Origin of the sequence: Burkholderia sp. 9777_1386, from assembly GCF_015712265.1 — a bacterium.
In the GTDB taxonomy this organism is placed as follows: Bacteria; Pseudomonadota; Gammaproteobacteria; order Burkholderiales; family Burkholderiaceae; genus Burkholderia; species Burkholderia cenocepacia.
Window position 1 is genome coordinate 18,974 of sequence record NZ_JACCQB010000054.1, and the last position, 25,938, is coordinate 44,911.

At 67.5% G+C, this 25,938-nt stretch carries 22 protein-coding genes and 1 rRNA gene; 9 read left to right on the forward strand and 14 right to left on the reverse strand.

From position 1 onward, the window contains the following. Positions 1–74 precede the first annotated feature (74 nt). Positions 75–932 (reverse strand): hypothetical protein, encoded by an 858-nt coding sequence (locus tag H0X91_RS28660; protein ID WP_062885880.1) that lies wholly within the window; start codon positions 930–932, stop codon positions 75–77. Between the two features lie 182 nt (positions 933–1,114). Then, the gene (locus H0X91_RS28665; protein ID WP_062885881.1) at positions 1,115–2,482 is read right to left on the reverse strand and encodes a tyrosine-type recombinase/integrase; all 1,368 of its coding nucleotides are present in this window, start codon (positions 2,480–2,482) and stop codon (positions 1,115–1,117) included. A gap of 300 nt (positions 2,483–2,782) precedes the next feature. Here H0X91_RS28665 and msrB point away from each other — a divergent pair, with 300 nt between their 5' ends. The 4 genes from msrB to H0X91_RS28685 all read left to right on the forward strand — a co-directional run bounded on the left by msrB (position 2,783) and on the right by H0X91_RS28685 (position 7,372). Continuing rightward, the gene (gene msrB, locus H0X91_RS28670; protein ID WP_006498596.1) at positions 2,783–3,313 is read left to right on the forward strand and encodes a peptide-methionine (R)-S-oxide reductase MsrB; all 531 of its coding nucleotides are present in this window, start codon (positions 2,783–2,785) and stop codon (positions 3,311–3,313) included. 31 nt (positions 3,314–3,344) lie between these two features. Continuing rightward, positions 3,345–5,204: a cytochrome c biogenesis protein DipZ gene (locus H0X91_RS28675; RefSeq protein ID WP_062885882.1), complete on the forward strand. Its 1,860-nt coding sequence runs from the start codon at positions 3,345–3,347 to the stop codon at positions 5,202–5,204. 61 nt (positions 5,205–5,265) lie between these two features. After that, positions 5,266–6,009, forward strand: a complete 744-nt coding sequence (gene msrA / locus H0X91_RS28680) for a peptide-methionine (S)-S-oxide reductase MsrA (RefSeq protein ID WP_062885883.1) — start codon at positions 5,266–5,268, stop codon at positions 6,007–6,009. Positions 6,010–6,256: 247 nt separating this feature from the next. Beyond that, positions 6,257–7,372, forward strand: coding sequence for an aromatic ring-hydroxylating oxygenase subunit alpha (locus tag H0X91_RS28685; protein ID WP_006485640.1), 1,116 nt, complete (start codon positions 6,257–6,259; stop codon positions 7,370–7,372). Positions 7,373–7,405: 33 nt separating this feature from the next. Here the strand turns inward: H0X91_RS28685 and H0X91_RS28690 are convergent, their stop codons facing one another. From H0X91_RS28690 to H0X91_RS28725, 8 genes are all read right to left on the reverse strand, one after another. Beyond that, positions 7,406–7,795: a cytidine deaminase gene (locus H0X91_RS28690; protein WP_006485641.1), complete on the reverse strand. Its 390-nt coding sequence runs from the start codon at positions 7,793–7,795 to the stop codon at positions 7,406–7,408. Positions 7,796–7,820: 25 nt separating this feature from the next. Next, on the reverse strand, positions 7,821–9,137 hold the full coding sequence (deoA, locus tag H0X91_RS28695) for a thymidine phosphorylase (RefSeq protein ID WP_058903766.1): 1,317 nt from the start codon (positions 9,135–9,137) through the stop codon (positions 7,821–7,823). Between the two features lie 33 nt (positions 9,138–9,170). Further along, positions 9,171–10,445, reverse strand: coding sequence for a NupC/NupG family nucleoside CNT transporter (locus H0X91_RS28700; protein ID WP_048985671.1), 1,275 nt, complete (start codon positions 10,443–10,445; stop codon positions 9,171–9,173). Between the two features lie 248 nt (positions 10,446–10,693). Next, positions 10,694–12,151 carry a dihydropyrimidinase gene (gene hydA, locus H0X91_RS28705; protein ID WP_006485639.1) on the reverse strand — a complete coding sequence of 486 codons (1,458 nt, stop codon included), beginning with the start codon at positions 12,149–12,151 and terminating at the stop codon, positions 10,694–10,696. Between the two features lie 65 nt (positions 12,152–12,216). Beyond that, positions 12,217–13,725 carry an NCS1 family nucleobase:cation symporter-1 gene (locus tag H0X91_RS28710; protein WP_034203769.1) on the reverse strand — a complete coding sequence of 503 codons (1,509 nt, stop codon included), beginning with the start codon at positions 13,723–13,725 and terminating at the stop codon, positions 12,217–12,219. Between the two features lie 102 nt (positions 13,726–13,827). Then, positions 13,828–15,144, reverse strand: a complete 1,317-nt coding sequence (gene preA / locus H0X91_RS28715; protein ID WP_034203770.1) for an NAD-dependent dihydropyrimidine dehydrogenase subunit PreA — start codon at positions 15,142–15,144, stop codon at positions 13,828–13,830. Positions 15,145–15,199: 55 nt separating this feature from the next. Further along, positions 15,200–16,537, reverse strand: a complete 1,338-nt coding sequence (locus tag H0X91_RS28720; protein ID WP_062885885.1) for an NAD(P)-dependent oxidoreductase — start codon at positions 16,535–16,537, stop codon at positions 15,200–15,202. A gap of 127 nt (positions 16,538–16,664) precedes the next feature. Beyond that, complete coding sequence (locus H0X91_RS28725) at positions 16,665–17,945, reverse strand: Zn-dependent hydrolase (RefSeq protein ID WP_006498608.1); 1,281 nt, start codon at positions 17,943–17,945, stop codon at positions 16,665–16,667. A gap of 321 nt (positions 17,946–18,266) precedes the next feature. On the opposite strand from H0X91_RS28725, the gene H0X91_RS28730 reads away from it, so the two are divergent. Then, on the forward strand, positions 18,267–18,959 hold the full coding sequence (locus H0X91_RS28730; RefSeq protein WP_006485720.1) for a TetR/AcrR family transcriptional regulator: 693 nt from the start codon (positions 18,267–18,269) through the stop codon (positions 18,957–18,959). 108 nt (positions 18,960–19,067) lie between these two features. Here H0X91_RS28730 and H0X91_RS28735 read toward each other — a convergent pair whose 3' ends face one another. The 3 genes from H0X91_RS28735 to H0X91_RS28745 are packed head-to-tail and all read right to left on the reverse strand — an operon-like array spanning position 19,068 to position 22,725. Beyond that, positions 19,068–20,258: an acetyl-CoA C-acetyltransferase gene (locus H0X91_RS28735; RefSeq protein WP_034203774.1), complete on the reverse strand. Its 1,191-nt coding sequence runs from the start codon at positions 20,256–20,258 to the stop codon at positions 19,068–19,070. An 18-nt stretch (positions 20,259–20,276) separates the two neighbouring features. Continuing rightward, positions 20,277–21,044 carry a 3-hydroxyacyl-CoA dehydrogenase gene (locus H0X91_RS28740; protein ID WP_006483642.1) on the reverse strand — a complete coding sequence of 256 codons (768 nt, stop codon included), beginning with the start codon at positions 21,042–21,044 and terminating at the stop codon, positions 20,277–20,279. 13 nt (positions 21,045–21,057) lie between these two features. Then, positions 21,058–22,725, reverse strand: coding sequence for an acyl-CoA synthetase (locus tag H0X91_RS28745; RefSeq protein WP_196433559.1), 1,668 nt, complete (start codon positions 22,723–22,725; stop codon positions 21,058–21,060). 143 nt (positions 22,726–22,868) lie between these two features. Between H0X91_RS28745 and H0X91_RS28750 the strand changes: the two genes are divergently transcribed. The 4 genes from H0X91_RS28750 to H0X91_RS28765 all read left to right on the forward strand — a co-directional run bounded on the left by H0X91_RS28750 (position 22,869) and on the right by H0X91_RS28765 (position 25,679). After that, a complete protein-coding gene (locus H0X91_RS28750; protein WP_059721215.1) occupies positions 22,869–23,873 on the forward strand; it encodes an AraC family transcriptional regulator in 1,005 nt (334 codons plus the stop codon). Between the two features lie 175 nt (positions 23,874–24,048). Then, entirely contained in the window at positions 24,049–24,648 is a 600-nt protein-coding gene (locus tag H0X91_RS28755; protein WP_196433560.1) for a hypothetical protein, read from the forward strand. A 54-nt stretch (positions 24,649–24,702) separates the two neighbouring features. Then, positions 24,703–25,074: a nuclear transport factor 2 family protein gene (locus tag H0X91_RS28760; protein ID WP_006483646.1), complete on the forward strand. Its 372-nt coding sequence runs from the start codon at positions 24,703–24,705 to the stop codon at positions 25,072–25,074. A gap of 140 nt (positions 25,075–25,214) precedes the next feature. Next, the gene (locus H0X91_RS28765) at positions 25,215–25,679 is read left to right on the forward strand and encodes a GNAT family N-acetyltransferase (RefSeq protein WP_006483647.1); all 465 of its coding nucleotides are present in this window, start codon (positions 25,215–25,217) and stop codon (positions 25,677–25,679) included. 136 nt (positions 25,680–25,815) lie between these two features. Here H0X91_RS28765 and rrf read toward each other — a convergent pair. After that, positions 25,816–25,928, reverse strand: a 5S ribosomal RNA gene (gene rrf / locus H0X91_RS28770). Between the last annotated feature and the right edge of the window lie 10 nt (positions 25,929–25,938).

Genomic DNA, 25,938 nt, shown 5'->3' on the forward strand with positions numbered 1-25,938 from the left:
CCCTGCTACGTCAATCTCTCCGCTCGGGAGGGGGAAAGCGTCCGGAAGAAATTGATGTCAAAAGCCTAGGTAATTCATCCGGCCGGCTGTTCAAGCTGTACGGGCGCGATGCCAAACTCGTCTGCGAGCTCCATCAATGTCGCCACCGTGACGGTTGCGGCAGTCGGATCGGTGAGCGACCGGAGCAACCGCAACGCCTCTGCGATTTTCTCGCCGTCTGACCTACTGTCGCCCCCAATCAACGGAGTCGATACTGGATTCACGCTGACCCGGCTGATCAGATGGTGAGTCGCATTTTCGCTGGCGATACCCGCCACTCTTTCGGAAGCGGCCTGAGCGGCAATCGTCGACCTCACAGCGGGTGTGAGAATCGAGCGAATCGTGCGATCGCTCGTCTCCTCCCAAGCAAGAACCGTAGCCACCATCAGAAATTTCGTCGGGAAACTTGAGCTAAGCACGTACAACGAACGGGCAAGGTGGAGAACAAATGCCCGTCGATCTCCCAGCGGCAACCGGCCCGCCGATCGCGGCGGCACGCGAGAAGGTGCGGCACAAATACGGCTAAGTGGTTCGCGAAAAGCCGGATCCGTCCGATCGCCGATGACCCATGACCCGGCCGAATCAAGGTCCGCCTCAAAGGCAGAAGCCGAAGCCTGCAGCTTTCTGACCTGGGCAACAGTCGGAGCCAGTTCAGCCTCTTGCCCCTCGACGCACGCCAAATACGCTCTCGCGACCGCCTCGGCCACCTTCACTCCGAATACCGTCGACTGCGTCATGGGCGTCGCGTCGAAAAAGGTGCGGCTATCGCGATCGTCGCGCAAGTAGCGACACCAATTGTCGGCTGCCCTTTTTTGCGGCTGCGTGGCCAAGAACGCTTGTGCACGCTCGATTGTATCTGCGAGCGTTTGATTATCGATGGCGAGGACGGTCACGGGTTGCTCCCGATTCTTATTACGGTTCGATCAAGGCTGAATGCCGTCGATTGTAGCCTGCGGAGTCGCCGCCCCCCAGCAACCGCGGACGTCGGAGTGCCGACGACGGACTTATAACCGTGACAAGTCGTATTATCAGGGTTACATCTTCCTCCTTCCCTCTGCGGAGATGCCCTCCCCGATTAGGGTGAGAACAGAAAACGTACGTTTTCCGTACCCGTGCCAACTAGTACCGACAGGCGGTCACCCCATCGCCGCCAAGCGTCGCGCATCTGCGCGTCATAATCGAACTGCAGATAGATCCGATCAAGCGGATCGTTTCGTGCGTGGTTCAGACATCGATGCACGATGCTTTCCGGAATGCCCAGCGATTGCATCATCGTTGCGCACGTCCGACGCAAGTCGTGACATTTCCATTGCCCCCCCGGGACAGTGAGCGCATCGGTTGCCCTCGTGCGACCCTCGGTCGGCGCATCCTTTGGGCGTTGCCGATTACGGATAGCCCCGCAGGTCGTATGGATGCTGACGTGCGGCAGCTTACCCTTTTCCGACGGGAACACATAATCGCGCCGTGCGTCGCCCTCCGGCACGCCGGCGCGCACGACCTGCTGCGCCGCAAACTGCGCGAGGACGAAATCGGAAAGGTGAATTGTGATCGCCGTGTTCGACTTCGTGTGTTCCTTTGGGATGGTCCACGTCCGTGCCTTGAAGTCAAGATCGGTCCATCGCGTCACGACTGTTTCGCCGACGCGCGTTCCGCAAGCGAGCATCACCCATACCGCTGACGCAATGGAGCATGGAAGCCGAGCGGCCGGAATCAGTTCACCGAGCATGCAGATTTCGTCGTCCGTAAGCGTCCGATCGCGTTCGTTGCCACGCACCGGATCGTAATCGCCTGAAACAACATCCTCTTTTGCAAGCGCAAGCACATCGCAATCGATCAACAAGCGCTTCCACGGCTGATTACGCTCGCCCCATCGAATCATTTGTTGGATGGTTATCAGCATCTCGACCGCTTGGCGGTTGTATCCCACATCGGAAATCGCGGTAAGCAGCGGCAGAACGTTCGACGCAAACACGCCTGCGATCCGGTGAGCACGAAGAGTCGGCAGCACATGCTTTTCCATCGCAGCTCGAAGCGACTTACCGCCATCCTTTCGGCCTTTCTTGCCGCGCTTCTTGTTGACCGTCGCGAACCACGCATCGAATAAGTCGCCGAATGTGAGGTCCGCCGTCACCGCTTGTTCAACCTTGGCCTGGCGTTCACGCTTCTTCGCTTCGAGGTAGTCCACGCCGTCGCGCGCGTGTGAACGAATCGTCGCAGCCGCTGCGCGCGCATCCTCTAGCGATAACTGCGCATCGGTCGTCGAGCGCGCCCACGTCTTGCCGAGCGGCTTATCGCATTGCTTGCCATTGATACTGACGCGAACAAACCAAGATTTCCCGCCGGCCGGCCCCACGCGCAGGAACAGTCCACGCCCATCCGACAGGAAATACCGCTTTCCGGTCGCCTTCGCAGCTTCGATTTGCCTGACCGTCAATGCCCCCATGATCGCCCTCCATCGATATCGTGATCCGATCGGCCCGCGCATCCTCAGCAGAGCCTACCCCACGCCACGAACACTAAAAAGACACTAAAAAGTTGCGGCTCGTGCGGGATTTCCGCGGAATTGGGCGGACCACCGATTCCCCGCAAACCCTTATCCGACGCGGCTCAGACGGATTTCGTCGGACTTGGCCGGATCACCCGGAAAATAATCACAATTCATTTAACTTTCCGTGAGGACTTCGACACCGGCCGCTGCCTACGATGGGCGCATGTTTTCAGGACCTGCTTCCAGGAGCCCATCATGCCCACCCGCAGACATCTGCTGTTCGCCGGAGCCACCGGTCTCGCCGCGCTCGCGGCGCTGTCGTCCGCCGGCCGCCGCGCGCTGGTCGGCCGCGCGTTCGCCGCGCCGCCCGCCGGCTCGCCCAAGGCCGCCCCGTTCGAGATCACGCTCAGCGACGCCGAATGGCATCGCCGGCTCACGCCCGCCCAATACACGGTCCTGCGCGAAGCCGGCACCGAGCGGCCGTACAGCAGCCCGCTGAACGCCGAGCACCGGCCCGGCACGTTCGCGTGCGCCGGCTGCGACCTCGCGCTGTTCTCGTCGGCCACCAAGTTCGACAGCCATACGGGCTGGCCGAGCTTCTGGAAACCGCTCGACCACGCGGTCGGCACCGACACCGACGCGTCGTTCGGGATGGTCCGCACCGAAGTGCACTGCCGCCGCTGCGGCGGCCATCTCGGCCATGTGTTCGACGACGGCCCGGCGCCGACCGGCCTGCGCTACTGCATGAACGGCGTCGCGCTCGCCTTCCACCCGGCTGCCGCCTGATCCGGCCCCCCGACCGACTGGAGAACGCATCATGCTGCTCATCGTCCTTGCCTATCTCGGCGGCGTGCTCACGATCCTGAGCCCGTGCATCCTGCCCGTGCTGCCGTTCGTGTTCGCGCGCGCCGACCAGCCGTTCGTGCGCACCGGCCTGCCGCTGCTCGCCGGCATGGCGCTCACGTTCGCCGTCGTCGCGACGCTCGCCGCCGTCGGCGGCGGCTGGGTCGCGCAGGCCAACCAGGCCGGCCGCTGGATCGCGATCGTGCTGCTCGCGGTGTTCGGCCTGACGCTGCTGATGCCGCGCTTCGCGGAACACCTGACGCGCCCGCTGGTCGCCGCCGGCAACCGGCTCACCGGATTCGCACAACGCGACGGCCGCCCGGCCGGCCCGGCGTCGTCGCTGCTGCTCGGCGTCGCGACGGGCCTGCTGTGGGCGCCGTGCGCGGGCCCGATCCTCGGTCTCGTGCTGACCGGCGCCGCATTGCGCGGCGCGAGCGTCGGCACGACGCTGCTGCTCGTCGCGTATGCGGCCGGCGCGGCGACCTCGCTCGGCGTCGCGCTCGTGATCGGCGGCAAGGTGTTCGCCGCGATGAAGCGCTCGCTCGGCGCCGGCGAATGGATCCGGCGCGGGATCGGCGCGGCGCTGCTGGCCGGTGTCGGCGCGATCGCGCTCGGCCTCGACACCGGCGCCCTGGCGCAGCTGTCGACCGTCACCACCGGCGGGCTCGAAACGAAGCTCGTCGACCGCCTCGGCGGGCGCTCGAACGGCGCGCCGGCGGCAACGCCGGCGACCGGCGCCGCCGACAACGCGACGGGCGGCGCGATGATGGCCGCCGCGACGGATGGCGCGCAGGCCGGCGGCGCTGCAATGGCCGGCAGCGCGATGATGCGCGCGGCCGGCGCGACCGCGGCCGCGCTGCCCGTCGAAGGTACGCTGCCGTCGCTCGACGGCGCGGTGCAGTGGCTGAACTCGCCGCCGCTGACGGCGGCCGGCCTGCGCGGCAAGGTCGTGCTGGTCGATTTCTGGACGTATTCGTGCATCAACTGCCTGCGCACGCTGCCGTACACGACCGCCTGGGCACGCAAGTACGCGCCGTACGGACTCGTCGTGGTCGGCGTGCACGCGCCGGAGTTCGCGTTCGAACGCGACATCGGCAACGTGAAGAAGGCCGTGCACGACCTCGGCATCGACTACCCGGTCGCGATCGACAACGGCTATGCGATCTGGCGCGCATTCAACAACGAATACTGGCCCGCGCACTACTTCATCGACGCGCAAGGGCGGATCCGCCATCACCACTTCGGCGAAGGCGAATACGCACAGTCCGAACGCGCGATCCAGTCGCTGCTCGCCGAAGCCGGCCATCCGGACGCGCTGAACGTGCCGCTCGGGCTCGCCGGCGCGCCCGCGAAGGGTGCGCTCGCCGCCGCCGACAGCGCGGACGTCCGTTCGCCCGAAACCTACGTCGGCTATGCGCGCGCGGAAAGCTTCGCGTCGCCGGGCGGCGTCGTGCGCGACGCGGCGCACCGCTACGACGCGCCGGGCAGCCCGGATCTCAACGGCTGGGGTCTCGCGGGCACGTGGAACGTCGGCGCCGAACGCGCGTCGCTGGCCGCACCGGATGGCCGGATCGTCTACCGCTTCCATGCGCGCGACCTGCACCTCGTGCTCGGCCCCGGTGCGAACGGCCGGCCCGTGCGCTTTCGGGTGACGCTCGACGGCGCGGCGCCCGGGGCCGCGCATGGCGCCGACGTCGATGCGCAAGGCTACGGCACCGTCACCGGCCAGCGCCTGTACCAGCTCGTCCGGCAGCCGGGCGCGATCGCCGATCGCACGTTCGCGATCGAGTTCCTCGATCCGGGCGTCGATGCGTACGCGTTCACGTTCGGTTGATTGCGCGCGCCACCGCCCTCCGAGCACCGGCTTTTTTCAACGCAGTCCGAAGGAGCAAGAGATGATCCCGATCCCCACCCGCGATGCCGCCGCACGACGGCGCGCGGCCATGCTGCGCCGCATCGGCGCCGTTGCCGTGGCAGCCGCCGCCGTGTTCGGCTACCAGCGCATCGTCAATTCCGCGGAGCCGATGCGCACCGTGCCCGCACCGACGCTCGACGAAACGCCCGGCGCGTCGCACGACGAAACGGCCGTGCTCGCCGGCGGCTGCTTCTGGGGCGTGCAGGGCGTGTTCGAACACGTGAAGGGCGTGAAGCAGGTCACCGCTGGCTATGCGGGCGGCGCGTCCGAAACCGCGCACTACGCGCTCGTCGGCTCGGGGCTGACGGGGCACGCGGAATCGGTGCGGATCGTCTACGACCCGACGCAGATCACGTACGGCCGGCTGCTGCAGGTGTTCTTCTCGGTCGCGCACGACCCGACCCAACTGAACCGGCAAGGCCCCGACGAAGGCTCGCAGTACCGGTCCGCGATCTTCCCGACCACCGCACAGCAACGCGCGGTCGCGACCGCGTACATCGCGCAGCTCGGCAGCGCGCATGTGTTTCCGGCGCCCGTGGTCACGCGCGTGGAAGCCTACAAGGGGTTCTATTCGGCCGAGGCCTATCATCAGAACTACCTCGAACTGCATCCGGATGCGCCGTATATCGCGTTCAACGATCTGCCGAAGGTCGCCGGGCTGAAGCAGCGCTTCCCGGCGCTGTACCGTGCCGACGCGGTGCTGTGGCGCGAAGCGCGCTTGTGAGCCGCGGGTCACTCACCCTGCCGCGCGACGGGAGGCCGCCCGCCGCACAGCCGGGCCGGGCCGGGCCGGCCCGCCACGCCAGGCGCCGGCAGAGGCCGCTTTGCGCCGCATCAACGAATCGGCGGACGCGACGCCGGGGCAAACCCGCATCGTGTCCGCCGCGGCCGGCAACTTCGCGTAGACTTCTCCTGATCCTCGCCGCATGATGCGGCATCCGGACCACCCGCCCAGCCAGGAGGCGTCACGCATGCGCGCAGTGCCTTTGCCTGACAGCAATACCCTCGAAGAACCGTCCACCGGCGCGGTCGTGCGCGACCTGCGCCGCGTGCCCATTCACCCCGATCACTGGTACCCGCTCGCGTGGTCGCGCGAGCTCAAGCGCGGCAAGACGCTCGGCGTGCGCTTCGCCGGCGATCCGATCGTGCTCGTGCGCACCGAATCGGGCGCCGTGTATGCGCTCGAAGATCGTTGCGCGCACCGCCAGGTGCCGCTGCACGCAGGCGTCGTGAGCGGCGAAACGCTGCGCTGCTGCTATCACGGCTGGACCTACGCGTGCGACAGCGGCCGCTGTGTCGACGTGCCCTACCTCGGCCGCGAACGCTTGCCCAACGGCGTGCGCGCGTATCCGTGCCGCGAGGCGCACGGGCTGATCTTCGTGTTCCCGGGCGACGCCACGCTCGCCGAGGCACGGCCGTTCCCCGCGCTCGAATCGGCGGACGATCGAGCGTTCAAGACACGCCGCTTCGGCCGCGAAGTCAAGTGCCACTATTCGTTCATGCACGAGAACCTGATGGACATGAACCATCAGTTCCTGCACCGCAAGCAGATGGGCCAGATGCGCGCACGCTCCGTGGGCCGCCGCCGCGGCGACGACTGGGTCGAGGTCGACTACACGTTCGCGCGGATGGAAGGCAAGCAGCCGGTCGGCGAGGCGCTCGTGTTCGGTTCGAGCAAGAAGCCCGGCGACCAGGCCAACAAGAGCGTGATGACGGTGCGCACCGAGTATCCGTACCAGACGCTGCGGATCCGGTCGAGCGAAGGCACGCTCGTGATGGACCTGTGGATCGTCTACGTGCCGCTCGACGCGGAGCAGCGCACCAACCGCACGTTCGGGCTGCTGTCGATCCACAAGCCCGGCATCCCGTTCGCACTCGATCTCGCGTGGCCGCTGCTCGTGTGGTTCACCGAGCGCATCTTCCGCGAGGATCGCTGGATCGTCGAACGAGAGCAGGAAGCGCATGACCGGCAGGGCGCCGACTGGAATCACGAGGTGTTCCCGGTCATCAACGAGCTGCGCGACCTGCTGCGCCAGTGCGGCGCGCGCACCGTGATCCCGATCCGCGACGCGCGTGACAGCGCATGAGGCGACGCGCGCGTCTCGCCGCGGCGCGTGCGGTTACAGCATGAACGCGCCCGGCAGCAACGCGCGGGCCGTCGTGATCTCGACGGCCCCTTTCAGGTTGGTCAGGATCACTTCGATGTCGGGCTTGCCGATCTCGATGATCACCTGACGACACGCGCCGCACGGCGCGATCGGGCCGTCCGTGTCGCCGACGACCGCGAGCCGCGCGAAATCCCCGGGCCGATAGCCGGCGGCGATCGCCGCGAACAACGCCGTGCGTTCCGCGCAATTGCACAGTCCGTACGACGCGTTCTCGACGTTGCAGCCGTGGAAAACCGTCCCGTCGCGCGCCTGCAGCGCCGCGCCGACCTTGAAGCGCGAGTACGGCGCATACGCGCGCTCGCGCGCCGCCTTCGCCTGTTCGATCAGTTCGTCTCGTTCCATCGTGGTGAGGCCTCCGGGAGCAGGGTCAGTCGACCCGCTGGTAAAGGGTCGGCGGCGCTTCGCCCGTGTCGCCGAGCACGTAGCCGCGGCGAATCGCGTCCGCCGCGTGCGCCGCGGTCGCTTCGTCGCGGGCGTGCACGAAACCGAGCGGCTCGCCGGCCTCGACGCGTTGCCCGATCTCCGCGAGCGCCGACAGGCCGACGCTGACGTCGATCGCATCCTCCGCGCGCGTGCGGCCGCCGCCGAGCGCGACCACCGCCAGCCCGAGCGCGCGGCAATCGACGCGCTGCACCACGCCGCTCGCAGGCGCCGGAACCGGCACGATCACCGCCGCGCGCGCCAGATGCCGTGCGGGCGCATCGAGCAGGTCGGCGGGGCCACCGAGCGCGACGACCATGCGCGCGAAACGCTCGGCCGCCGCGCCCGAATCGAGCGCCTGCTGCAGCTTCTCGCGCGCGTGGCCGACGTCGCGCGCCAGCCCGCCGGTCACGAGCAACTCGGCCGACAACGCCATCGTCACGTCGTGCAACCGCGCGGGACGCGACTTGCCGGTCAGGTAGTCGATCGCGCACGCAACCTCGAGCGCGTTGCCCGCGCACGGCGCGAGCGACTGGTTCATGTCGGTGAGGATCGCGGTCGTCTTCATGCCGGCGCCGTTGCCGACGTCGACGATGCTGCGGGCCAGTTCCGCCGATTTCTCCGCGGTCGGCATGAACGCGCCGGAGCCGACCTTGACGTCCATCACGAGCCCGTCGAGCCCGGCCGCGAGTTTCTTCGACAGGATCGACGCGGTGATCATCGCGACCGATTCGACGGTCGCCGTCACGTCGCGGATCGCATAGATGCGCTTGTCGGCCGGCGCGAGCCGCGCGGTCTGCCCGATGATCGCGACGCCGACCTCGCGCACCGTGCGACGAAACGCGTCCGTGGCGGGCATCACGTCGTAACCGGGAATCGCGCTGAGCTTGTCGAGCGTGCCGCCGGTGTGACCGAGCCCGCGCCCCGAGATCATCGGCACGTAGCCGCCGCACGCGGCCACCATCGGCCCGAGCATCAGCGACACGACGTCGCCGACGCCGCCCGTCGAATGCTTGTCGATCACCGGCCCGTCGAGATCGAGCGCGCGCCAGTCGAGCACGTCGCCCGAATCGCGCTGCGCGAGCGTCAGCGCGACGCGCTCGTCGGTGCTCAGGTCGTTGAAATACACCGCCATCGCGAACGCGGCCACCTGGCCCTCGGTCACGCTACCGTCGGTCACGCCGCGCACGAACGCGGCCATCCCGTCGCGATCGAGCGGCTGCCCGTCGCGCTTCCTGCGAATGAATTCCTGCGGTAGAAACATCGTTGCCTCGCTTCGATCGGTCGGAGTCTACTGTCAATGCAGCGAGAAAAACAGGCCGGCAATCGCCGCGCTCATCAGGTTCGACAGCGTCGCCGCCGTCAGCGCGCGCAAGCCGAGGCGCGCGACGTCCGAGCGGCGCTCGGGCGCGACCGCGCTGAAGCCGCCGGCGAGAATCGCGATCGACGAGAAGTTCGCGAAGCCGCACAGCGCGAACGACACGATCGCGAGCGTCTTCGGGTCGAGCACCTGCAGGCCGGCCGCCGCCGCATGCGCGCCGCCCTTCAGGTACGGCGACAGGTCGCCGTACGCGACGAATTCGTTGAAGATCAGCTTCTCCCCGATGAAGTTGCCGGCCAGCGCCGCATCGTGCCACGGCACGCCGATGATCCACGCGAGCGGCGCGAACAGGTGGCCGATGATGCCGACCAGCGTGACCTGCGGAAAGCCCACGAACGCGGCCGCGCCACCGACGATCAGGTTCATCAGCGCGATGAGCCCGACGAACGCGATCAGCATCGCGCCGACGTTGATCGCGATGCGCAGCCCGACCGATGCACCGGAGGCGGCCGCCTCGATCACGTTGGCGGCGCGCTTGTCGTCGAAATCGAGACCGTCGACCACCACGCGGCTCGGTTCGACGGTCGGAAACAGCAGCTTGCCGAACAGCAGCCCGCCCGGCACCGCCATGAACGACGCGGCGAGCAGGTACTCCATCTTCACGCCGAGACCGGCATAACCGACCAGCACCGAGCCCGCGACCGATGCCATCCCGCTCGCCATCACCGTGAAGATCTCGGCGCTCGTCATGTTGCGCACGAACGGCTTCACGAGCGCGGGCATCTCGCTTTGCCCGAGGAAGATCGTCGCGACGGCCGAACACGCCTCGATGCGGCTCACGCCGAGCACCTTGGCGAGCCCCGCACCGAGGATCGCGACGATCCACTTCATCACGCCGATGTAGTACAGCACCGAGATCAGCGCGGTGACGAAGATGATCATCGGCAGCACGCGCAGGCCGAACACGAACCCGCCGTCGCCGAACAACTGGAACATCCGTGCGTCGACCAGACCGCCGAACACGAACGCGATGCCGTGATTGCCCATGTCGAGCACGCGGTTGACGCCGTTCGCGGCCGCGGCCAGCGCCGCGCGACCCGACGGCACGAACAGCACGAGCGCGCCGATCGCGAACTGCGTGAGCAGCGCGGCGATCATGGTCCGCCCACTGACCGCGCGGCGGTTGTTCGACAGCAGATACGCGACCAGCAACAGAAACAGCATACCGAGGAGACTGCGTAGAATATCCACCTTGTGCTCCTTTCTCACTATTTGAACTGTCCGGCGGGCGGCCCGTGCCCGCGACCCGCGTGATCGGGTTGGTGGATGTTACTCGCTCGATATGCACGCCGGCAACGTCGCCAAAATCGCCGCGACCAATGGCGTCGATCGTTTCTTTTTTCGTGCTTCGACGACTTGATCAGTTGTTCTACCTACCTCGTGAAAACGCGCGCGGGGCGCGCCGTTCGAACGGGCACGCCCCGCCTGCTACGCATCGCTCAACCCGCGCGTTCGACCGGATGGGGTTCGCGCAGCCGGTTCGCGATCCGCGCGGCCTCGTAGTAGCCGGCACCGGGCGGGCGCTTCAGGTAACGGCCCGCGCCGCGCACCGCGCGCAATTCACCGTCGGCCCAGGCGAGTGCGCCGCGCGTGAGCGTGTGCGTCGCGACGCCCTGCACGGTCATCCCCTCGAACACGTTGAAGTCGACCTGCTGGTGATGCGTGTTCACCGAGATCGTCTTCGTCGCGGCCGGGTCCCATACGACGAGGTCGGCATCGGCGCCGACCTGCACGGCGCCCTTGCGCGGATACAGGTTGAAGATCTGCGCGGCGTTCGTCGACGTGATCCGCACGAACTCGTTCGGCGTGATGCGGCCATGATTCACGCCGTGATGCCACAGCACCGACATGCGATCCTCGACGCCGCCGCAGCCGTTCGGGATCTTCGTGAAATCGTTGCGGCCCATCGCCTTCTGCGATGCGCAGAACACGCAGTGATCGGTCGCCGTCGTATGCAGCTGCCCCGACTGCAGCCCGCGCCACAGCGCCTCGCGATGCTCGGCGGAGCGGAACGGCGGGCTCATCACGTGGGCCGCCGCGCGCGTCCAGTCCGGGTCGCGATAGACGGCCTCGTCGATCACCAGGTGGCCCGGCAGCACTTCGCCGAACACGCGCAGCCCTTCGCTGCGCGCGCGCGTGATCACGTCGACCGCATCCTTCGCCGACACGTGCACGATATACACGGGCACGCCGAGCACCTGCGCGATGCGGATCGCGCGGTTCGCGGCCTCGCCTTCCACCTCCGGCGGCCGCGACAGCGGATGCGCCTCCGGCCCCGTCATCCCGCGCGCGAGCAGCGCCTTTTGCAGCTGGAACACGAGCTCGCCGTTCTCCGCGTGCACGGTCGGCAGCGCGCCGAGTTCGAGCGAACGCGTGAAGCTGTTCACGAGGATCTCGTCGTCGGCCATGATCGCGTTCTTGTACGCCATGAAGTGCTTGAAGCTCGACACGCCATGCTCGCGCACGAGCGTGCCCATGTCGCGGTGCACGCTGTCGTCCCACCACGTCACGGCCACGTGAAAGCCGTAATCGGAAGCCGATTTCTCGGCCCAGCCGCGCCATTCGTGGAATGCCTCCATCAGCGGCTGCTTCGGGCTCGGAATCACGAAGTCGATGATGCTCGTCGTGCCGCCCGCCAGCCCGGCGGCCGTGCCCGAGTAGAAATCGTCGCTCGCCCGCGTGCCCATGAACGGCAACTCCATGTGCGTATGCGGATCGATGCCGCCCGGCATCACGTACTGGTCGTGCGCGTCGACGACGGTCGCGCCGGCCGGCGCATCGATCTGCTCCGCGATCTGCAGGATCGTGCCGCCGTCCTGCGGGTCCGCGCAGAGCACGTCCGCGCGATAGGAACGGTCTGCATCGACCACGGTGCCGCCACGAATCAGGATTGCCATTTGCTTGCCTCCTCGTTGACTGTCGGGTGCCGCATGCCGCGTGCGAGTCGAAGCCGGCTCGCGCGTCATGCGCTCGCGATCTGCGCGCGCTGTCCGGCGCGCCACTTCATCCAGGTGCCGTACACGCCCGACGCCAGCACGAGGCCGACGAACCACGCGTACGTGTAAAGCGTGTTGAAGAACGCCGGCACGTTCGGGAACGACGCGGGAAACGCGGTATGCAGGAAGCCCGGCAGGTTCGGCAGCACGCCGACCGCGAGCGCGACCAGCGCGGCCGGGTTCCAGCCGCGCGCGTAGCTGAAGCCGCCGGCCTCGTCGAACAGCGCACGCGTGTCGAGCTGCGTGCCGCGAATCAGGAAGTAGTCGACCATCAGGATGCCCGCGACCGGCCCGAGCAACGCCGAATAGCCGACGAGCCAGGTGAAGATATAGCCGTCCGTCGTCGCGAGGATCTTCCACGGCATCATCACGATCGCGATCGTCGCGGTGATCATCCCGCCCGTGCGGTACGAGATCGCCTTCGGCCACAGGCTCGAGAAGTCGTACGCGGGGCCGACGAGATTCGCGGCGAGGTTGCAGCACATCGTGTCGAGCGTGAGGATCACGAGCGCGATGCCGACGCCGATGCCCGTCATCCGGCTCGTCAGGTCGATCGGATCCCAGATCGCGTTGCCGTAGATCACGACGGTTGCCGACGTCACGACGACCGACACCACCGACAGCAGCGCCATCGGCAGCGGCAGCCCGATCGACTGCCCGATCATCTGGTCGCGCTGCGAATGCGCGAAGCGCGTGAAATCAGGAATGTTCAGCGCGAGCGTCGCCCAGAAGCCGACCATCGCGGTCAGGCCGGGCCAGAAGGTCGCCCAGAACAGCCCGGCCTTCTTGCCGCCTGCCGCGAACTGCGACGGCGCCGACAGCATCGAGCCGAACCCGCCCGCCTTCGACGTCGCCCACCACACGAGCGCCACGCACATCACGACCTTGATCGGTGCGGACCAGCTTTCGAGCCAGCGGATCGAATCGGTGCCGTGCCAGATGAAGTACAGCTGCAGCGCCCAGAACACGAGGAAGCACGCGAGCTGCCCGAACGAGATGCCGACGAGCGGCAGCGCCGCGCCGTGCAGCGCGTTGCCGGTCAGGATGTTCAGCAGCGTGTAGATCGCGCTGCCGCCGAGCCAGGTCTGGATGCCGTACCAGCCGCAGGCGACGATCGCGCGCAACAGCGCCGGCAGCTTCGCGCCCTGCGTGCCGAACGACGCGCGCACGAGCACCGCGTACGGGATTCCGTGCTTCGCGCCCGCATGGCCGATCAGCAGCATCGGCACGAGCACGATCAGGTTGCCGAGCAGCACCGTCATCACCGCCTGCCACGGCGACATGCCTTCCTGGATCAGCCCGGCCGCGAGCATGTACGACGCGATGTTCATCACCATCCCGACCCACAGCGCCGCGAAGTGGTACCACTTCCACGTGCGCTGCGCCGGCGTCGTCGGCGCGAGATCGTCGTTGTACAGGCTGCCGCCGTGCGCCGCGGCGCTGTCGGGATCGGCGGGATTCGCTGCGTGATTCATCGAACACACTCCACGAAAACGTCAACGCCGGCATCGTGCGATGCCGGCCCGGGTGGAACGAAAGGCGGCGATGCAGGATGACCCTGCCTCGCCGGACGCCGGTCAGGCAGCCTTCTTCGCGTGCTTATCCGGTGCCGCCGCGCCTGCACCCGCCCCCGCCTCCGCGCTCGCCGGATTGTTCGGATGCGTGGTCCAGTTCGCGTAGTCGCCCGAATCGACGCGCTCCATCGTGATGCATTGCTCGACCGGACACACATGCATGCAAAGATTGCACCCGACGCACGCCGAATCGACCACTTCGAAATGCCGCACGCCGTCCTTCGTCGCCGTGATCGCCTGGTGCGAGGTGTCCTCGCACGCGATATGGCACAGCCCGCACTGGATGCAGCGGTCCTGGTCGATGCGCGCCTTGATGTCGTACTTCAGGTTCAGGTATTTCCAGTCGGTGACGTTCGGCACTGCGCGGCCGCGGATGTCGTCGAGCGTCGCGTAGCCCTTCTCGTCCATCCAGTTCGACAGCCCGTCGGCGAGATCCGACACGATCCGGAAGCCGTAATGCATCGCGGCGGTGCACACCTGCACGCTGCCGGCGCCGAGCACCATGAACTCGGCCGCGTCGCGCCATGACGAGACGCCGCCGATGCCCGAGATCGGCAGGTTCGGCGTTTCCGGGTCGCGGGCGATTTCCGCGACCATGTTCAGCGCGATCGGCTTGACCGCCGGCCCGCAATAGCCGCCGTGCGTGCCCTTGCCGTCGACGGTCGGCATCGGCGCCATGTGGTCGAGATCGACCGCGACGATCGAGTTGATCGTGTTGATCAGTGACACGCCGTCCGCCCCGCCCTTGTACGCGGCGCGCGAGCCCATCCGGATGTCGCTGATGTTCGGTGTGAGCTTCACGAGGCACGGCAGCTTCGTGCCCTCCTTCACCCAGCGCGTGACCATCTCGACGTATTCGGGCACCTGCCCGACCGCCGCGCCCATCCCGCGCTCGCTCATCCCGTGCGGGCAACCGAAGTTGAGCTCGACCGCGTCGGCCCCGGTATCCTCGACGAGCGGCAGGATCCATTTCCAGTCGCGCTCGTTGCACGGCACCATCAGCGACACGATCAGCGCGCGGTCCGGCCAGTCGCGCTTCACCTGCGCGATCTCTCTCAGGTTCACGTCGAGCGGACGGTCGGTGATCAGCTCGATGTTGTTCAACCCCGCGATGCGCTGGCCGTTCCACTGCACGGCGCCGTAGCGCGAACTGACGTTGACGACGTGCGGGTCGAGCCCGAGCGTCTTCCAGACGACGCCGCCCCAGCCCGCCTCGAATGCGCGATTGACGTTGTAGGCCTTGTCGGTCGGCGGCGCGGACGCCAGCCAGAAGGGATTCGGCGAAGTGATGCCTGCGATGGTGCAGCGAAGATCGGCCATGTTCGGCTCCGTGAGAATGGGGTCGTGTTCGGTGTGCCAGCGGGACGCCGCGCGTTCAGGCTGCCTTCGCGTCGCGCGCGGCGAGCGTCGCGTCGATCGACGCGGCCGCGCGCTTGCCGTCCTGCACGGCCTGCACCGTGAGATCGATGCCGTCGGTCGCCGCGCAGTCGCCGCCGGCCCACACGTCCGGCAGCGCCGTGCGCCCGTCCGCATCGACCGCGATCCGCGTGCGGTCCGAAGTCAGCAACGTGGCCGCGATGCCGTCCGGCACGAGCGTCTGGCCGATCGCCTTCAGCACCATGTCCGCGTCGATGGTGAAGCGCTCGCCCGATGCGCCCTCGAATTCGACGCCCGTCACCTGCCCGTCCGTGCCCACGATACGCACCGGCTTCGCGTGCGTGACGAGCGTGACGCCGCTCTTTTGCGCGAACTCGCGCTCGGCCCACGTCGCGCTCATCGCGTCGACGCCGCGCCGGTACACCATCGTCACGCGCTCGGCGCCGAGCTTGCGGCTCTGCACCGCCGCATCGATCGCCGTATTGCCGCCGCCGATCACGACCACGCGCCGCCCGACCGGCACGTTCGCGAGCGCGTCGGCCTGCCGCACCTGCGCGATGAAATCGACCGCGTTCATCACGCCGCCCAGTTGCTCGCCGTCGATCGCGAGCGCGCGCACGCCACCGAGCCCCATCGCGAGGAATACCGCGTCGTGCTGCTCGCGCAGCGCATCGAGCGTCACGTCGCGTCCGAGCGCCGCACCGGTTTTCAGCGTGATGCCGCCCACCGACAGCAGCCACTCGACCTCGCGTTGCGCGAAATCGTCGACGGTCTTGTACGCGGCGATCCCGTATTCGTTGAGGCCGCCGGCCTTCGGACGCGCGTCGAACAGCGTGACACGATGCCCGGCGAGCGCGAGCCGGTGCGCGCACGCGAGCCCGGTCGGCCCCGCGCCGACCACCGCCACATGGCGGCCCGTCTCCGGCGCGCGCCGGAACTGCACCGCGCCGGTCTGCATCGCCCAGTCGGTCGCATGCCGCTGCAGCGCGCCGATCGCGACCGGCTGCGCATCCTGATGGTTGCGCACACAAGCGCCTTCACAGAGGATCTCGGTCGGGCACACACGTGCGCACATCCCGCCGAGCGGATTCGCGGACAGGATGTCGGTCGCGGCGCCTTTCAGGTTGCCGTTGCCGATCTTGCGGATGAAGCTCGGGATGTCGATCTGCGTCGGGCACGCGTGCACGCACGGTGCGTCGTAGCAGTAATGGCAGCGGCTCGCGGCGGCCGCCGCCGCGGTCGGATCGAGCAGCGGCGCGATATCGGCGAATTCGCACGAGAGTTGCGTGGACGACAGGCGATGCGCGGCGATATCGCCGGTTGGCTGGGTGGTCATACGCGTTCCTTCGGCTGGGTGGAGACAAAGCCGTCCCCGCCGGCTGCGAATGCACAGTCGGGGCGGTCATGCTTAGGCATGCAAATTTCTGACGACAGGCAGCCTCGCGGCTGCTACGGCCGACCCATCATGAAGCCGGCTCGCATGCGCGCGACAGCATCGCGTGCAGCAGCACGTTCGCGCCGGCCTCGATCCATGCGGGCGTCGCGTCCTCGATCTCGTTGTGGCTGATGCCGTCGACGCAGGGCACGAACACCATCGACGTCGGCGCGACCTGCGCGAGATAGCACGCGTCGTGGCCCGCGCCCGACACGATGTCGCGATGCGAATAGCCGAAGCGGTCGGCCGCGCCGCGCACGGCCGCCACGCACGCGGGATCGAACGCGACCGGCTTGTAGTAGAAAATCTGCTCGAGCTCGGTGTCGAGCCCGATGTCGGCCGCGATGCGCGCGACGCCGTCGCGCAGCGCCGCATCCATCTTCGCGAGCACGGCGTCGTCCGGATGACGGAAATCGACGGTGAAGAACACGCGGCCCGGAATCACGTTGCGCGAGTTCGGGTGGACCTGCATCATGCCGACCGTCGCACAGCCGAACGGCGCATGATCGAGGCCGATCCGGTTGACGAGATCGACCACGCGCGACGCACCGAGCAGCGCGTCGCGGCGGCGCGGCATCGGCGTCGGCCCCGCGTGCGCTTCCTGGCCGGTGAACGTGATCTCGTACCAGCGCTGCCCCTGCGCGTCGGTCACGACGCCGATCGTCTTGCATTCCGCTTCGAGAATCGGCCCCTGTTCGATATGCAGCTCGAACGCCGCGTGCAGCTTGCGCCCGCCGCACGGCACGTCGCCCGCATAACCGATGCGCGCCAGTTCCTCGCCGATCGTCTTGCCGTCGACGTCCTTGCGCGACAGCCCGTATTCGAGCGGGAACACGCCCGCGAACACGCCCGATGCGACCATCGCGGGCGCGAAGCGCGAACCCTCTTCATTGGTCCAGATCACGACCTCGACGGGATGCTCGGTCTCGATGCCGTGATCGTTGAGACTGCGAATCACTTCGAGGCCGCCGAGCACGCCGTAGATGCCGTCGAAGCGTCCGCCGGTCGGCTGCGAATCCGCGTGCGAGCCCGTGACGACCGGCGCGGCGTCGGCCACGCGGCCCGCGCGGCGCATGAACACGTTGCCCATCGTATCGACCGTCACCGTGCAGCCGGCCGCCTTCGCCCAGCCGACGATCAGGTCGCGGCCGGCCTTGTCGAGATCGGTCAGCGCGAGGCGGCACACGCCGCCTTTCGGCGTCGCGCCGATTTTCGCGACTTCCATCAGGCTGTCCCACAGCCGCTTGCCGTCGACCTTGATCGACGTGTCGAAAGCTGCCCGCTTCACTGTTTCCGATACCGCGTTCATTCGTATCGCTCCTGTGGGGTCGGTGATGTCGTCAGCCCGGTCTGTGCCGGTGCGTGTGATGCCTGTTTCGAGGGCACACCGCCCGGATGCGGTGCATGTCCCCGTCGATTCGCGAAACGCGCAAATCCTGTCCGATTGGACAGGTTTTAGACGATCAAAATGACCAGCGCAACGTCTTTCTTGCGTGACGCGATGGAGCGAGAAACGTGCCACCGCAACGCAGCATCGCGGTGGAATCGCGGCATCCGGATGCGTGCGCGCGACGCGAATCAGCAGCTAGAATGAAGCCCAACGCGGCATGGCCGCCGCGCGAGGGACACGATGAGACATGACGAGGCGGCGATCGAAGCCACCGACCGGGACGAAACGCCCGCGCCTTTGCGGCGACGCAAGGCACACATTCGCGAGTCCAACGAAGCCCATCTGCTCGCGTGCGCGGAAGCCGTATTCGCGGAACGCGGGCTCGCCGGCGCCAGCACCGCGATGATCGCGGAGCGCGCGGGCCTGCCGAAGGCGAATGTGCACTACTACTTCCCGACCAAGCTTGCGCTGTACCGCCGCGTGCTCGACGACCTGTTCGAGGACTGGCATCGCGCGGCCGGCTCGTTCGAGGCCGGCGACGATCCGGTGGAGGCGATCGGCAGCTACGTGCGCGCGAAGATGGCGCTGTCGCAGCGGCGCCCGCTCGGCTCGAAGGTCTGGGCCAACGAGATCATCCACGGCGCGGAACACATGCAGGACATCCTGTCGCAACGCGTGAAGCCGTGGTTCGACGCGCGCATCAACGTGATCGACGGCTGGATCGCGCGCGGACTGCTCGCGCCGATCGACCCGCATGCGCTGATGTACCTGATCTGGGCGACCACGCAGCACTATGCGGATTTCGATGCGCAGATTCGCGCGCTGAGCGGCAAGCGCGCGTTCACGAAGAAGGCGTTCGACGACAGGACCGAACAGGTCGTGCAACTCGTGATTCGCGCATGCGGCGCGGTATCGCCGAACGCGAAGTCGTAGCGCGACACGGCGATCCGCCAAATAAAAACGGGCGGCGCGCACCACACGGAAGGTCCCGTGCGATACGCGCCGCCCGCGATGCCACGGACGGACGAACGATGCGTCGCGTTACGCGAGGCGCTCGATCGCGACGGCCGTCGCTTCGCCGCCGCCGATGCACAGCGATGCGACGCCGCGCTTCAAGCCGTACGTTTCGAGCGCGGCCAGCAGCGTCACCATCACGCGCGCACCCGATGCGCCGATCGGATGCCCGAGCGCGCATGCGCCGCCGTGCACGTTGACCTTCTCGTGCGGCAGGTCGAGGTCGCGCATCGCGGCCATCGGCACCACCGCGAACGCTTCGTTGATCTCGAACAGGTCGACGTCGCGCAGGTTCCAGCCGGTTTTCTCCGACAGCTTGCGCAGCGCGCCGATCGGCGCGGTCGCGAACAGGCCGGGCTTGTCCGCATGAGTCGAATGCCCGACGATCACGGCCTTCGGCGTGAGGCCGAGGCGCTCGGCTTCCGAGCGACGCATCATCACGAGCGCGGCCGCGCCGTCCGAAATCGACGAGGCGTTCGCGGCCGTCACCGTGCCGCCGTCGCGGAACGCCGGCTTCAGCGTCGGGATCTTGTCGAGTTTCGCCTTGCCCGGCTGCTCGTCGATCGACACGACGCTTTCCGTCTTGCCGGCCTTCACGGTCACCGGCGCGATTTCCGACACGAAACGCCCTTCCGCGATCGCGCGCTGCGCCCGCGTCAGCGACGCAATCGCGAACGCATCCTGCGCTTCGCGCGTGAACTGGTAGGCCTGCGCGCAATCCTCGGCGAAGGTACCCATCAGGCGGCCCTTTTCATACGCGTCCTCGAGCCCGTCGAGGAACATGTGGTCGAGCACCTGCCCATGACCCATGCGCATGCCCGCGCGCGCCTTCGGCAGCAGGTACGGCGCATTCGTCATGCTCTCCATCCCGCCCGCCACGGCCACGCCCGCCGAACCCGCCAGCAGCAGGTCGTGCGCGAACATCGCGGCCTTCATCCCGGAGCCGCACATCTTGTTGACCGTGGTCGCACCCGCGGCGAGCGGCAGCCCGGCCTTCAGCGCGGCCTGGCGCGCCGGCGCCTGGCCCTGGCCGGCCGGCAGCACGCAGCCGAACACGATCTCGTCGATGCGCTCGGCGGACACGTTCGCGCGCTCGAGCGCGGCGCGAATCGCCACCGCGCCAAGGTCGCTCGCGCTGGCCGCCGCCAGGTCGCCCTGAAAACCGCCCATCGGCGTGCGCGCCGCGCCCACGATTACGATCGGATCCTGAGTCGTCATGATTCGCTTCCTCCAGTGTCAGCGCGGTGCCATGCGCAACGCGCCATCGAGACGGATAACTTCGCCGTTCAACATCGTGTTCTCGGCGATGTGGCGCACCAGCGCCGCAAATTCTTCCGGGCGGCCGAGCCGCGGCGGGAACGGCACGCTCTTGCCGAGCGCGTCCTGCACGTCCTGCGGCATGCCGGCCATCATCGGCGTCGCGAAGATGCCGGGCGCGACCGTCACGACGCGAATGCCGAAGCGCGCGAGCTCGCGTGCGATCGGCAGCGTCATGCCCACCACGCCGCTCTTCGACGCCGCATACGCAGCCTGTCCGATCTGCCCGTCGAACGCCGCGACCGATGCGGTATTGACGATCACGCCGCGCTCGCCTTCCGCGTCAGCGTCCTGCTTCGACATCGCTTCGGCGGCCAGCCGGATCATGTTGAACGTGCCGACCAGATTGATCGACACCGCGCGCGCGAAGCGGTCGAGCGAATGCGGGCCGTCGCGGCCGACGACCTTCTCGCCCGGCGCGACGCCCGCGCAGTTGACGAGCACGTCGACGCGGCCGAACGCGTCGCGCGCGGCCGCGACGGCGGCCTGACCATCGGCTTCGCTCGTCACGTCGGTCTTCACGAAGCGCGCGGCCGCGCCGAGTTCGTTCGCGAGGCTCGTGCCCGCCTCGTCATTGACGTCCAGCAGCACGGCTTTGCCGCCCTGCGCGACGACCATGCGCGCCACCGCGGCGCCGAGGCCGGAACCGGCACCGGTAATCAGAAAAACGCGATCCTTGATATTCATTCGCAGTCCGTATTCAGGGTTGAGCGGCCTTCTCGGCTTCCATCTTGCGCAACACGAAGCGCTGGATCTTGCCGCTCGGGGTTTTCGGCAGCGCGTCGACGAAGTCGATCGCGCGCGGATAAGCGTGAGCGGACAGCCGCCGCTTCACGTGCAGACTCAATTCCTCGGCCAGTTCCGGCGTGCCGTCGAACCCTTTCGACAGGACGACGAACGCCTTCACGATCTCCGTGCGCTCCGGATCGGGCACACCGATCACGGCAGCCTCGCTGACGGCCGGATGCTCGATCAGCGCACTTTCCACGTCGAACGGGCCGATCCGGTAGCCGGACGACGTGATCACGTCGTCCGCGCGGCCGATGAAGCTCACGGTGCCATCCGGCTCCAGCTCGACGTTGTCGCCGGTCCGGTAGTAGCCGCCCGCGATCGCCGGCGTGTCCTGCTGCCAGTAGCCGCGGAACCACAGCAGCGGCGAGCGCGCGATGTCGATCGCGAGGTTGCCGGGCTCGCCGGGGCCAAGCTCGCGGCCGGCTTCGTCGAGCACCGCGACACGGTAGCCCGGCATCGCGAGGCCGGCCGAACCGGCATGGATGACGTGCGTGAGGCCGTGATGATTGTTGACGACCATCCCGAGTTCGGTCTGGCCGTAGTGGTCATGGATCGGCGCGCCGAGCGCCGCGTGGAACCAGCGCACGACTTCGGGATTCAGCGGCTCGCCGGCACTGCTGACCACGCGCAGCTGGCCTTTCAGCCGTGCGGCCGCTTCGTTGCCGGCCGCCATCAGCATCCGGTACGCGGTCGGTGAACCGGCGAGGCTCGTGATGCCGAGTCGCTCGATCACGTCATAGGTGCTGTCGACCGTGAAGCTGCCCTCGTACAGCGTCGTCGCATGACCGAGGAGCAGCGGGCCGGTGATCGCGTAATAGAGCCCGTACGCCCAGCCCGGATCGGCGATGTTCCAGAACCGGTCGCTCGCGCGCAGGTCGACCGCTTCGCGCATGTACGCGCCGAACGCGAGCAGCGCGTACAGCGGCACCGGCACGCCCTTCGGCAAGCCCGTCGTGCCCGACGTCGACATCATCATGAACAGGTCCGCCCCCTTGCGCAGCACCGGCTCGAACGTATCGGACTGCGCAGCGAGCGCCGCGCGGAAATCGATGTCGTGAGCCGGCAGCGTCTCGCCTGCTTCGCGCACCGTCGCGACCGCCGGACAGTCGGCAATTTCGTCGAGCTTCGCGCGATTCGCGACGTTGGTCACGACCAGCCGCGCGCCGCTCATGCGCAGCCGGTGCTCGATCGCCTTCGGGCCGAACGCGGTAAACAGCGGCTGGTACACGGCGCCCGCGCGCCACGTGCCGAGGATCGTCGCGACGAGTTCCGGCGTGCGCGGCAGCATGCCGGCCACCACGTCGCCCGGTTTCACGCCCTGCGCGACGAGCAGGTGCGCGACCCGGGCCGACAACGCCTGCATCTGCGCGAAGGTGAAGCGATGGTGCTGGCCGCCGGCGTCGATCCAGTCGAGCGCGATCGCGTCCGCCTTCGCGTGCCGGTCGCAGCATTCGACACACGCGTTCAGGCCGCGCTCCAGGTCGCCGTCCAGTTGCGCGGCGGCGGTCTCGATACTGAACCGGGCCACGGCGTCGGCGTAGGCCGGCACCGCCCGGGCGGTAGCTCCTTCAGGCATGCGTGTCTCCTGTGCGTTATGGCCGCCGGCGAGCCAGGGGCGCGACGGGGATACATCGATAGTAGACAGCCCCTACATTGCAATCAATGACAAACGGAATCTAGAATCGTGATCGCTTTTGCCATGTCGGAGGACGCAGGAAAATGGGGCCGCAGATGATTTCGCCGGATTTCGTCGACGATGCGCTTGCGTGCCTGCGCCGGCGCGGCCTGCCGACCGTGCCCGTGCTGCGTGCCGCGGGGCTGCCGGCCGCCGTGCACGAGCCCGTCACGCCCCAGCAGTACGGCCGGCTGTGGCTCGCGATCGCCGGTGCGCTCGACGACGAGTTCTTCGGACTCGCCGCGCGCCCGATGCGGCGCGGCAGCTTCACGCTGCTGTGCCACGCGGTGCTGCATGCCGGCACGCTCGACAAGGCGCTGCGGCGCGCGCTGAAGTTTCTGCGCGTGGTGCTCGACGAGCCGCACGGCGAGCTCGTGGTGGCCGACGGGCAGGCGCAGATCGTGCTGGCGCAATCGGGCGCGCCGTACCCGGCGTTCGCGTACCGGACGTTCTGGCTGATCCTGCTTGGCGTCGCGTGCTGGCTGATCGGCCGGCGCATCCCGCTGCAGCGCATCGATTTCGCGTGCCCGAGCGCCGGCCAGCGCAGCGACTATCACCAGTTCTTCGGCGTCCCCGTGCATTTCGACCGGCCCGACAGCCGGCTCGCGTTCAACGCCGCGTACCTCGCGCTGCCGACGATCCGTTCGGAGCAGGCGCTGAAGACCTTCCTGCGCGGCGCGCCCGGCAACCTGCTCGTGCGCTACCGGCACGACACCGGCTGGGTCGCGAAGACGCGCGCGCATCTCAAGGCGCGGCCGGCCGCCGAATGGCCCGACTTCGACACGCTGGCCGTGCGCCTCGACACGACGCCCGCGACGCTGCGGCGGCGTTTGCGCAGCGAAGGGCAAAGCTTCGCGGCGATCAAGGACGAGTTGCGCGGCGCGCTCGCGCAGTCGCTGCTGCGCGGGCACGCGCTCAGCGTCGCGGAGATCGCGGCCGAGCTCGGCTTCACCGAGCCGAGCGCGTTTCATCGCGCGTTCCGGAAATGGACGGGGACGAGCCCCGGTGCCTTCCGGCGCGACGTGCATGCGGCTCAGGCGGAATCTTGAATGGCTGATGGATGTGGAGCGCCTCGTCATGTGCCGTCGATACGCTCCAGTCCGGTTTCTTCTGCGTTCCGGTGCGAATCCGCGCGGCGTTCACCGCACCGCGGAGCCGGCACGACGTTGCGCCGCGATCCGTCAGACCACATACTGGTCTGCCTGTCCGGACGAGGTTGCGTCGATGGTGAATGTCGATCAGGGCGCCGCTTCGATCTTCGGCGCGATCGGAACGGCCGTGTCGTTGCTGGCGGCGATTCGTTACGCGCTCGCGATCTATCGGCGCACCGTGCGCCCGCATCTGTTCACGTGGCTCGTGTGGTCGGTCGTCACGGCGATCGCGGCTGCCGGCCAGTTCGTCGCGGGCGCGGGGCCGTCCGCGTGGTGCACGGCGGCGATCGCCGTCACGTGCTTTCTGACGCTGATCGCCAGCCTGTTTCGCGGCGAACGCGGCTGGACGGGCCTCGACTGGCTGTTCCTGTGCGCGGCCCTGTCGGCCATTCCGCTGTGGAAGCTGACCGACGATCCGACGGTGTCGATCTGTCTGGTTACGCTGATCGAGCTTGCCGGCCTCGGCCCGACCGTGCGCAAGACGATCCGCGATCCGTGGAGCGAGAGCCTCGCGTATTTCGCGCTATGCGTGCTCAAGTACGCACTGGCGCTGCTGGCACTGAGCACGTGGAGTGTCGCGGTCGCGTTCTATCCGGCCGTCAATCTCATCGCGTCGATCGGCATCTGCATGGTGATGCTGGCCCGGCGTCAGTCGTTGTCGAACGCGCGGTAGGCTGCGTTTGTCACCGCCATGCCGCTCCCCTTCCGAAATGATGCGAGGCCTGACATGGATGCAATCCGTACCGTCATCGAACCCTATGAGACCGCGCTCCGCACAGCGATGCTGAGCAACGACGTCGAAGCGCTCGACGCGCTGCTGGACGACGATCTGGTATTCACCGCCCCGACCGGCCAGGTCATCTCGAAGGAGGACGACCTCACCGCGCATCGGGCGAAGCTTCTGCGTCTCGACACACTCGACGTCCTCGAGAGGCGCGCATGCGCGATCGACGAGATGATCCTGACCACGACGCGAGCGACTCTCGCCGGACATTTCGATGGCGCGGCATTCGCCGGCACGTTTGCCTATACGCGTGTCTGGCGTCGATCGGGCGCCCACTGGCGTGTCGTCGCCGGACATGCGTCGCAGGTCATGTAACTGCGACGGGCGTGTGGGGATGCATAGTGTCGAGCAAAGCCGCTGCGAGCAGCCGGCCGTCGACCGGACGGTGAGATGCCGCGATCCCGACGATGCACTGATGAAGGCGCGACACGGTGTCGACAATGACGAGAGACGAAATGCACAAGCTATTTACCGTGCGTTCCGCGCGTGCCGCGGACGCAGACGAACTCACGCGACTGGCGCGCCTGTCGAAAGCGCACTGGGGCTATCCGAAGGAATGGCTGGACGTGTGGCAAAACGATCTCACGATCTCGCCGGAGACGATCGAAGGGGCGATCGGTTATGTCGCGGAATCAGGCGAGTCGATCATCGGGTTCTGGATCCGAGCATCGTTGAATTCGGATCGACCAACACCCGGATGGCTGTTCGTTCATCCCGATCACATGGGTCAGGGTGTCGCCCGTGCGCTGTGGGAATCAGTTCGGACCGAGGCCGCTGCGAGAGGAATCAAGCGCTTTGTGATCGAAGCAGATCCCAATGCCGCGCCGTTCTATCTGACACTGGGGGCTGAAAAGATCGGCGAAAAGGAATCGAGCGCTATCCCGGGCAGATTTTTTCCGATCTTGCGGATCATGGTCTGATGGGTGAGGAGATCGCAGCAAGATGGCTCACTGCGTACGGTTGACGGGATTGGGCTACCGACTGCGGCAAGCATGCTTTTTGGCGCGCCAATGCAAAAACCCCCGCCTTGTCGGGCGGGGGTTTCTGGCTTAGGGAGCCTGACGATTACCTACTTTCACACGGGAATCCGCACTATCATCGGCGTAGAGTCGTTTCACGGTCCTGTTCGGGATGGGAAGGGGTGGGACCGACTCGCTATGGTCATCAGGCAAAGGGGGT

Excerpts from the sequence above, each read along its gene's own strand:
- msrA (WP_062885883.1), top strand. The coding sequence starts at position 5,266 with ATGATCCCGATCCCCACCCGCGATGCCGCCGCACGACGGCGCGCGGCC.
- H0X91_RS28710 (WP_034203769.1), bottom strand. The coding sequence starts at position 13,725 with ATGAATCACGCAGCGAATCCCGCCGATCCCGACAGCGCCGCGGCGCAC.
- H0X91_RS28725 (WP_006498608.1), bottom strand. The coding sequence starts at position 17,945 with ATGAACGCGGTATCGGAAACAGTGAAGCGGGCAGCTTTCGACACGTCG.
- H0X91_RS28690 (WP_006485641.1), bottom strand. The coding sequence starts at position 7,795 with ATGGAACGAGACGAACTGATCGAACAGGCGAAGGCGGCGCGCGAGCGC.
- msrB (WP_006498596.1), top strand. The coding sequence starts at position 2,783 with ATGCCCACCCGCAGACATCTGCTGTTCGCCGGAGCCACCGGTCTCGCC.
- H0X91_RS28750 (WP_059721215.1), top strand. The coding sequence starts at position 22,869 with ATGGGGCCGCAGATGATTTCGCCGGATTTCGTCGACGATGCGCTTGCG.
- H0X91_RS28740 (WP_006483642.1), bottom strand. The coding sequence starts at position 21,044 with ATGAATATCAAGGATCGCGTTTTTCTGATTACCGGTGCCGGTTCCGGC.
- H0X91_RS28685 (WP_006485640.1), top strand. The coding sequence starts at position 6,257 with ATGCGCGCAGTGCCTTTGCCTGACAGCAATACCCTCGAAGAACCGTCC.
- H0X91_RS28675 (WP_062885882.1), top strand. The coding sequence starts at position 3,345 with ATGCTGCTCATCGTCCTTGCCTATCTCGGCGGCGTGCTCACGATCCTG.
- hydA (WP_006485639.1), bottom strand. The coding sequence starts at position 12,151 with ATGGCAATCCTGATTCGTGGCGGCACCGTGGTCGATGCAGACCGTTCC.
- H0X91_RS28760 (WP_006483646.1), top strand. The coding sequence starts at position 24,703 with ATGGATGCAATCCGTACCGTCATCGAACCCTATGAGACCGCGCTCCGC.
- deoA (WP_058903766.1), bottom strand. The coding sequence starts at position 9,137 with ATGTTTCTACCGCAGGAATTCATTCGCAGGAAGCGCGACGGGCAGCCG.
- H0X91_RS28755 (WP_196433560.1), top strand. The coding sequence starts at position 24,049 with ATGGTGAATGTCGATCAGGGCGCCGCTTCGATCTTCGGCGCGATCGGA.
- preA (WP_034203770.1), bottom strand. The coding sequence starts at position 15,144 with ATGGCCGATCTTCGCTGCACCATCGCAGGCATCACTTCGCCGAATCCC.
- H0X91_RS28720 (WP_062885885.1), bottom strand. The coding sequence starts at position 16,537 with ATGACCACCCAGCCAACCGGCGATATCGCCGCGCATCGCCTGTCGTCC.
- H0X91_RS28665 (WP_062885881.1), bottom strand. The coding sequence starts at position 2,482 with ATGGGGGCATTGACGGTCAGGCAAATCGAAGCTGCGAAGGCGACCGGA.
- H0X91_RS28735 (WP_034203774.1), bottom strand. The coding sequence starts at position 20,258 with ATGACGACTCAGGATCCGATCGTAATCGTGGGCGCGGCGCGCACGCCG.
- H0X91_RS28745 (WP_196433559.1), bottom strand. The coding sequence starts at position 22,725 with ATGCCTGAAGGAGCTACCGCCCGGGCGGTGCCGGCCTACGCCGACGCC.
- H0X91_RS28765 (WP_006483647.1), top strand. The coding sequence starts at position 25,215 with ATGCACAAGCTATTTACCGTGCGTTCCGCGCGTGCCGCGGACGCAGAC.
- H0X91_RS28730 (WP_006485720.1), top strand. The coding sequence starts at position 18,267 with ATGAGACATGACGAGGCGGCGATCGAAGCCACCGACCGGGACGAAACG.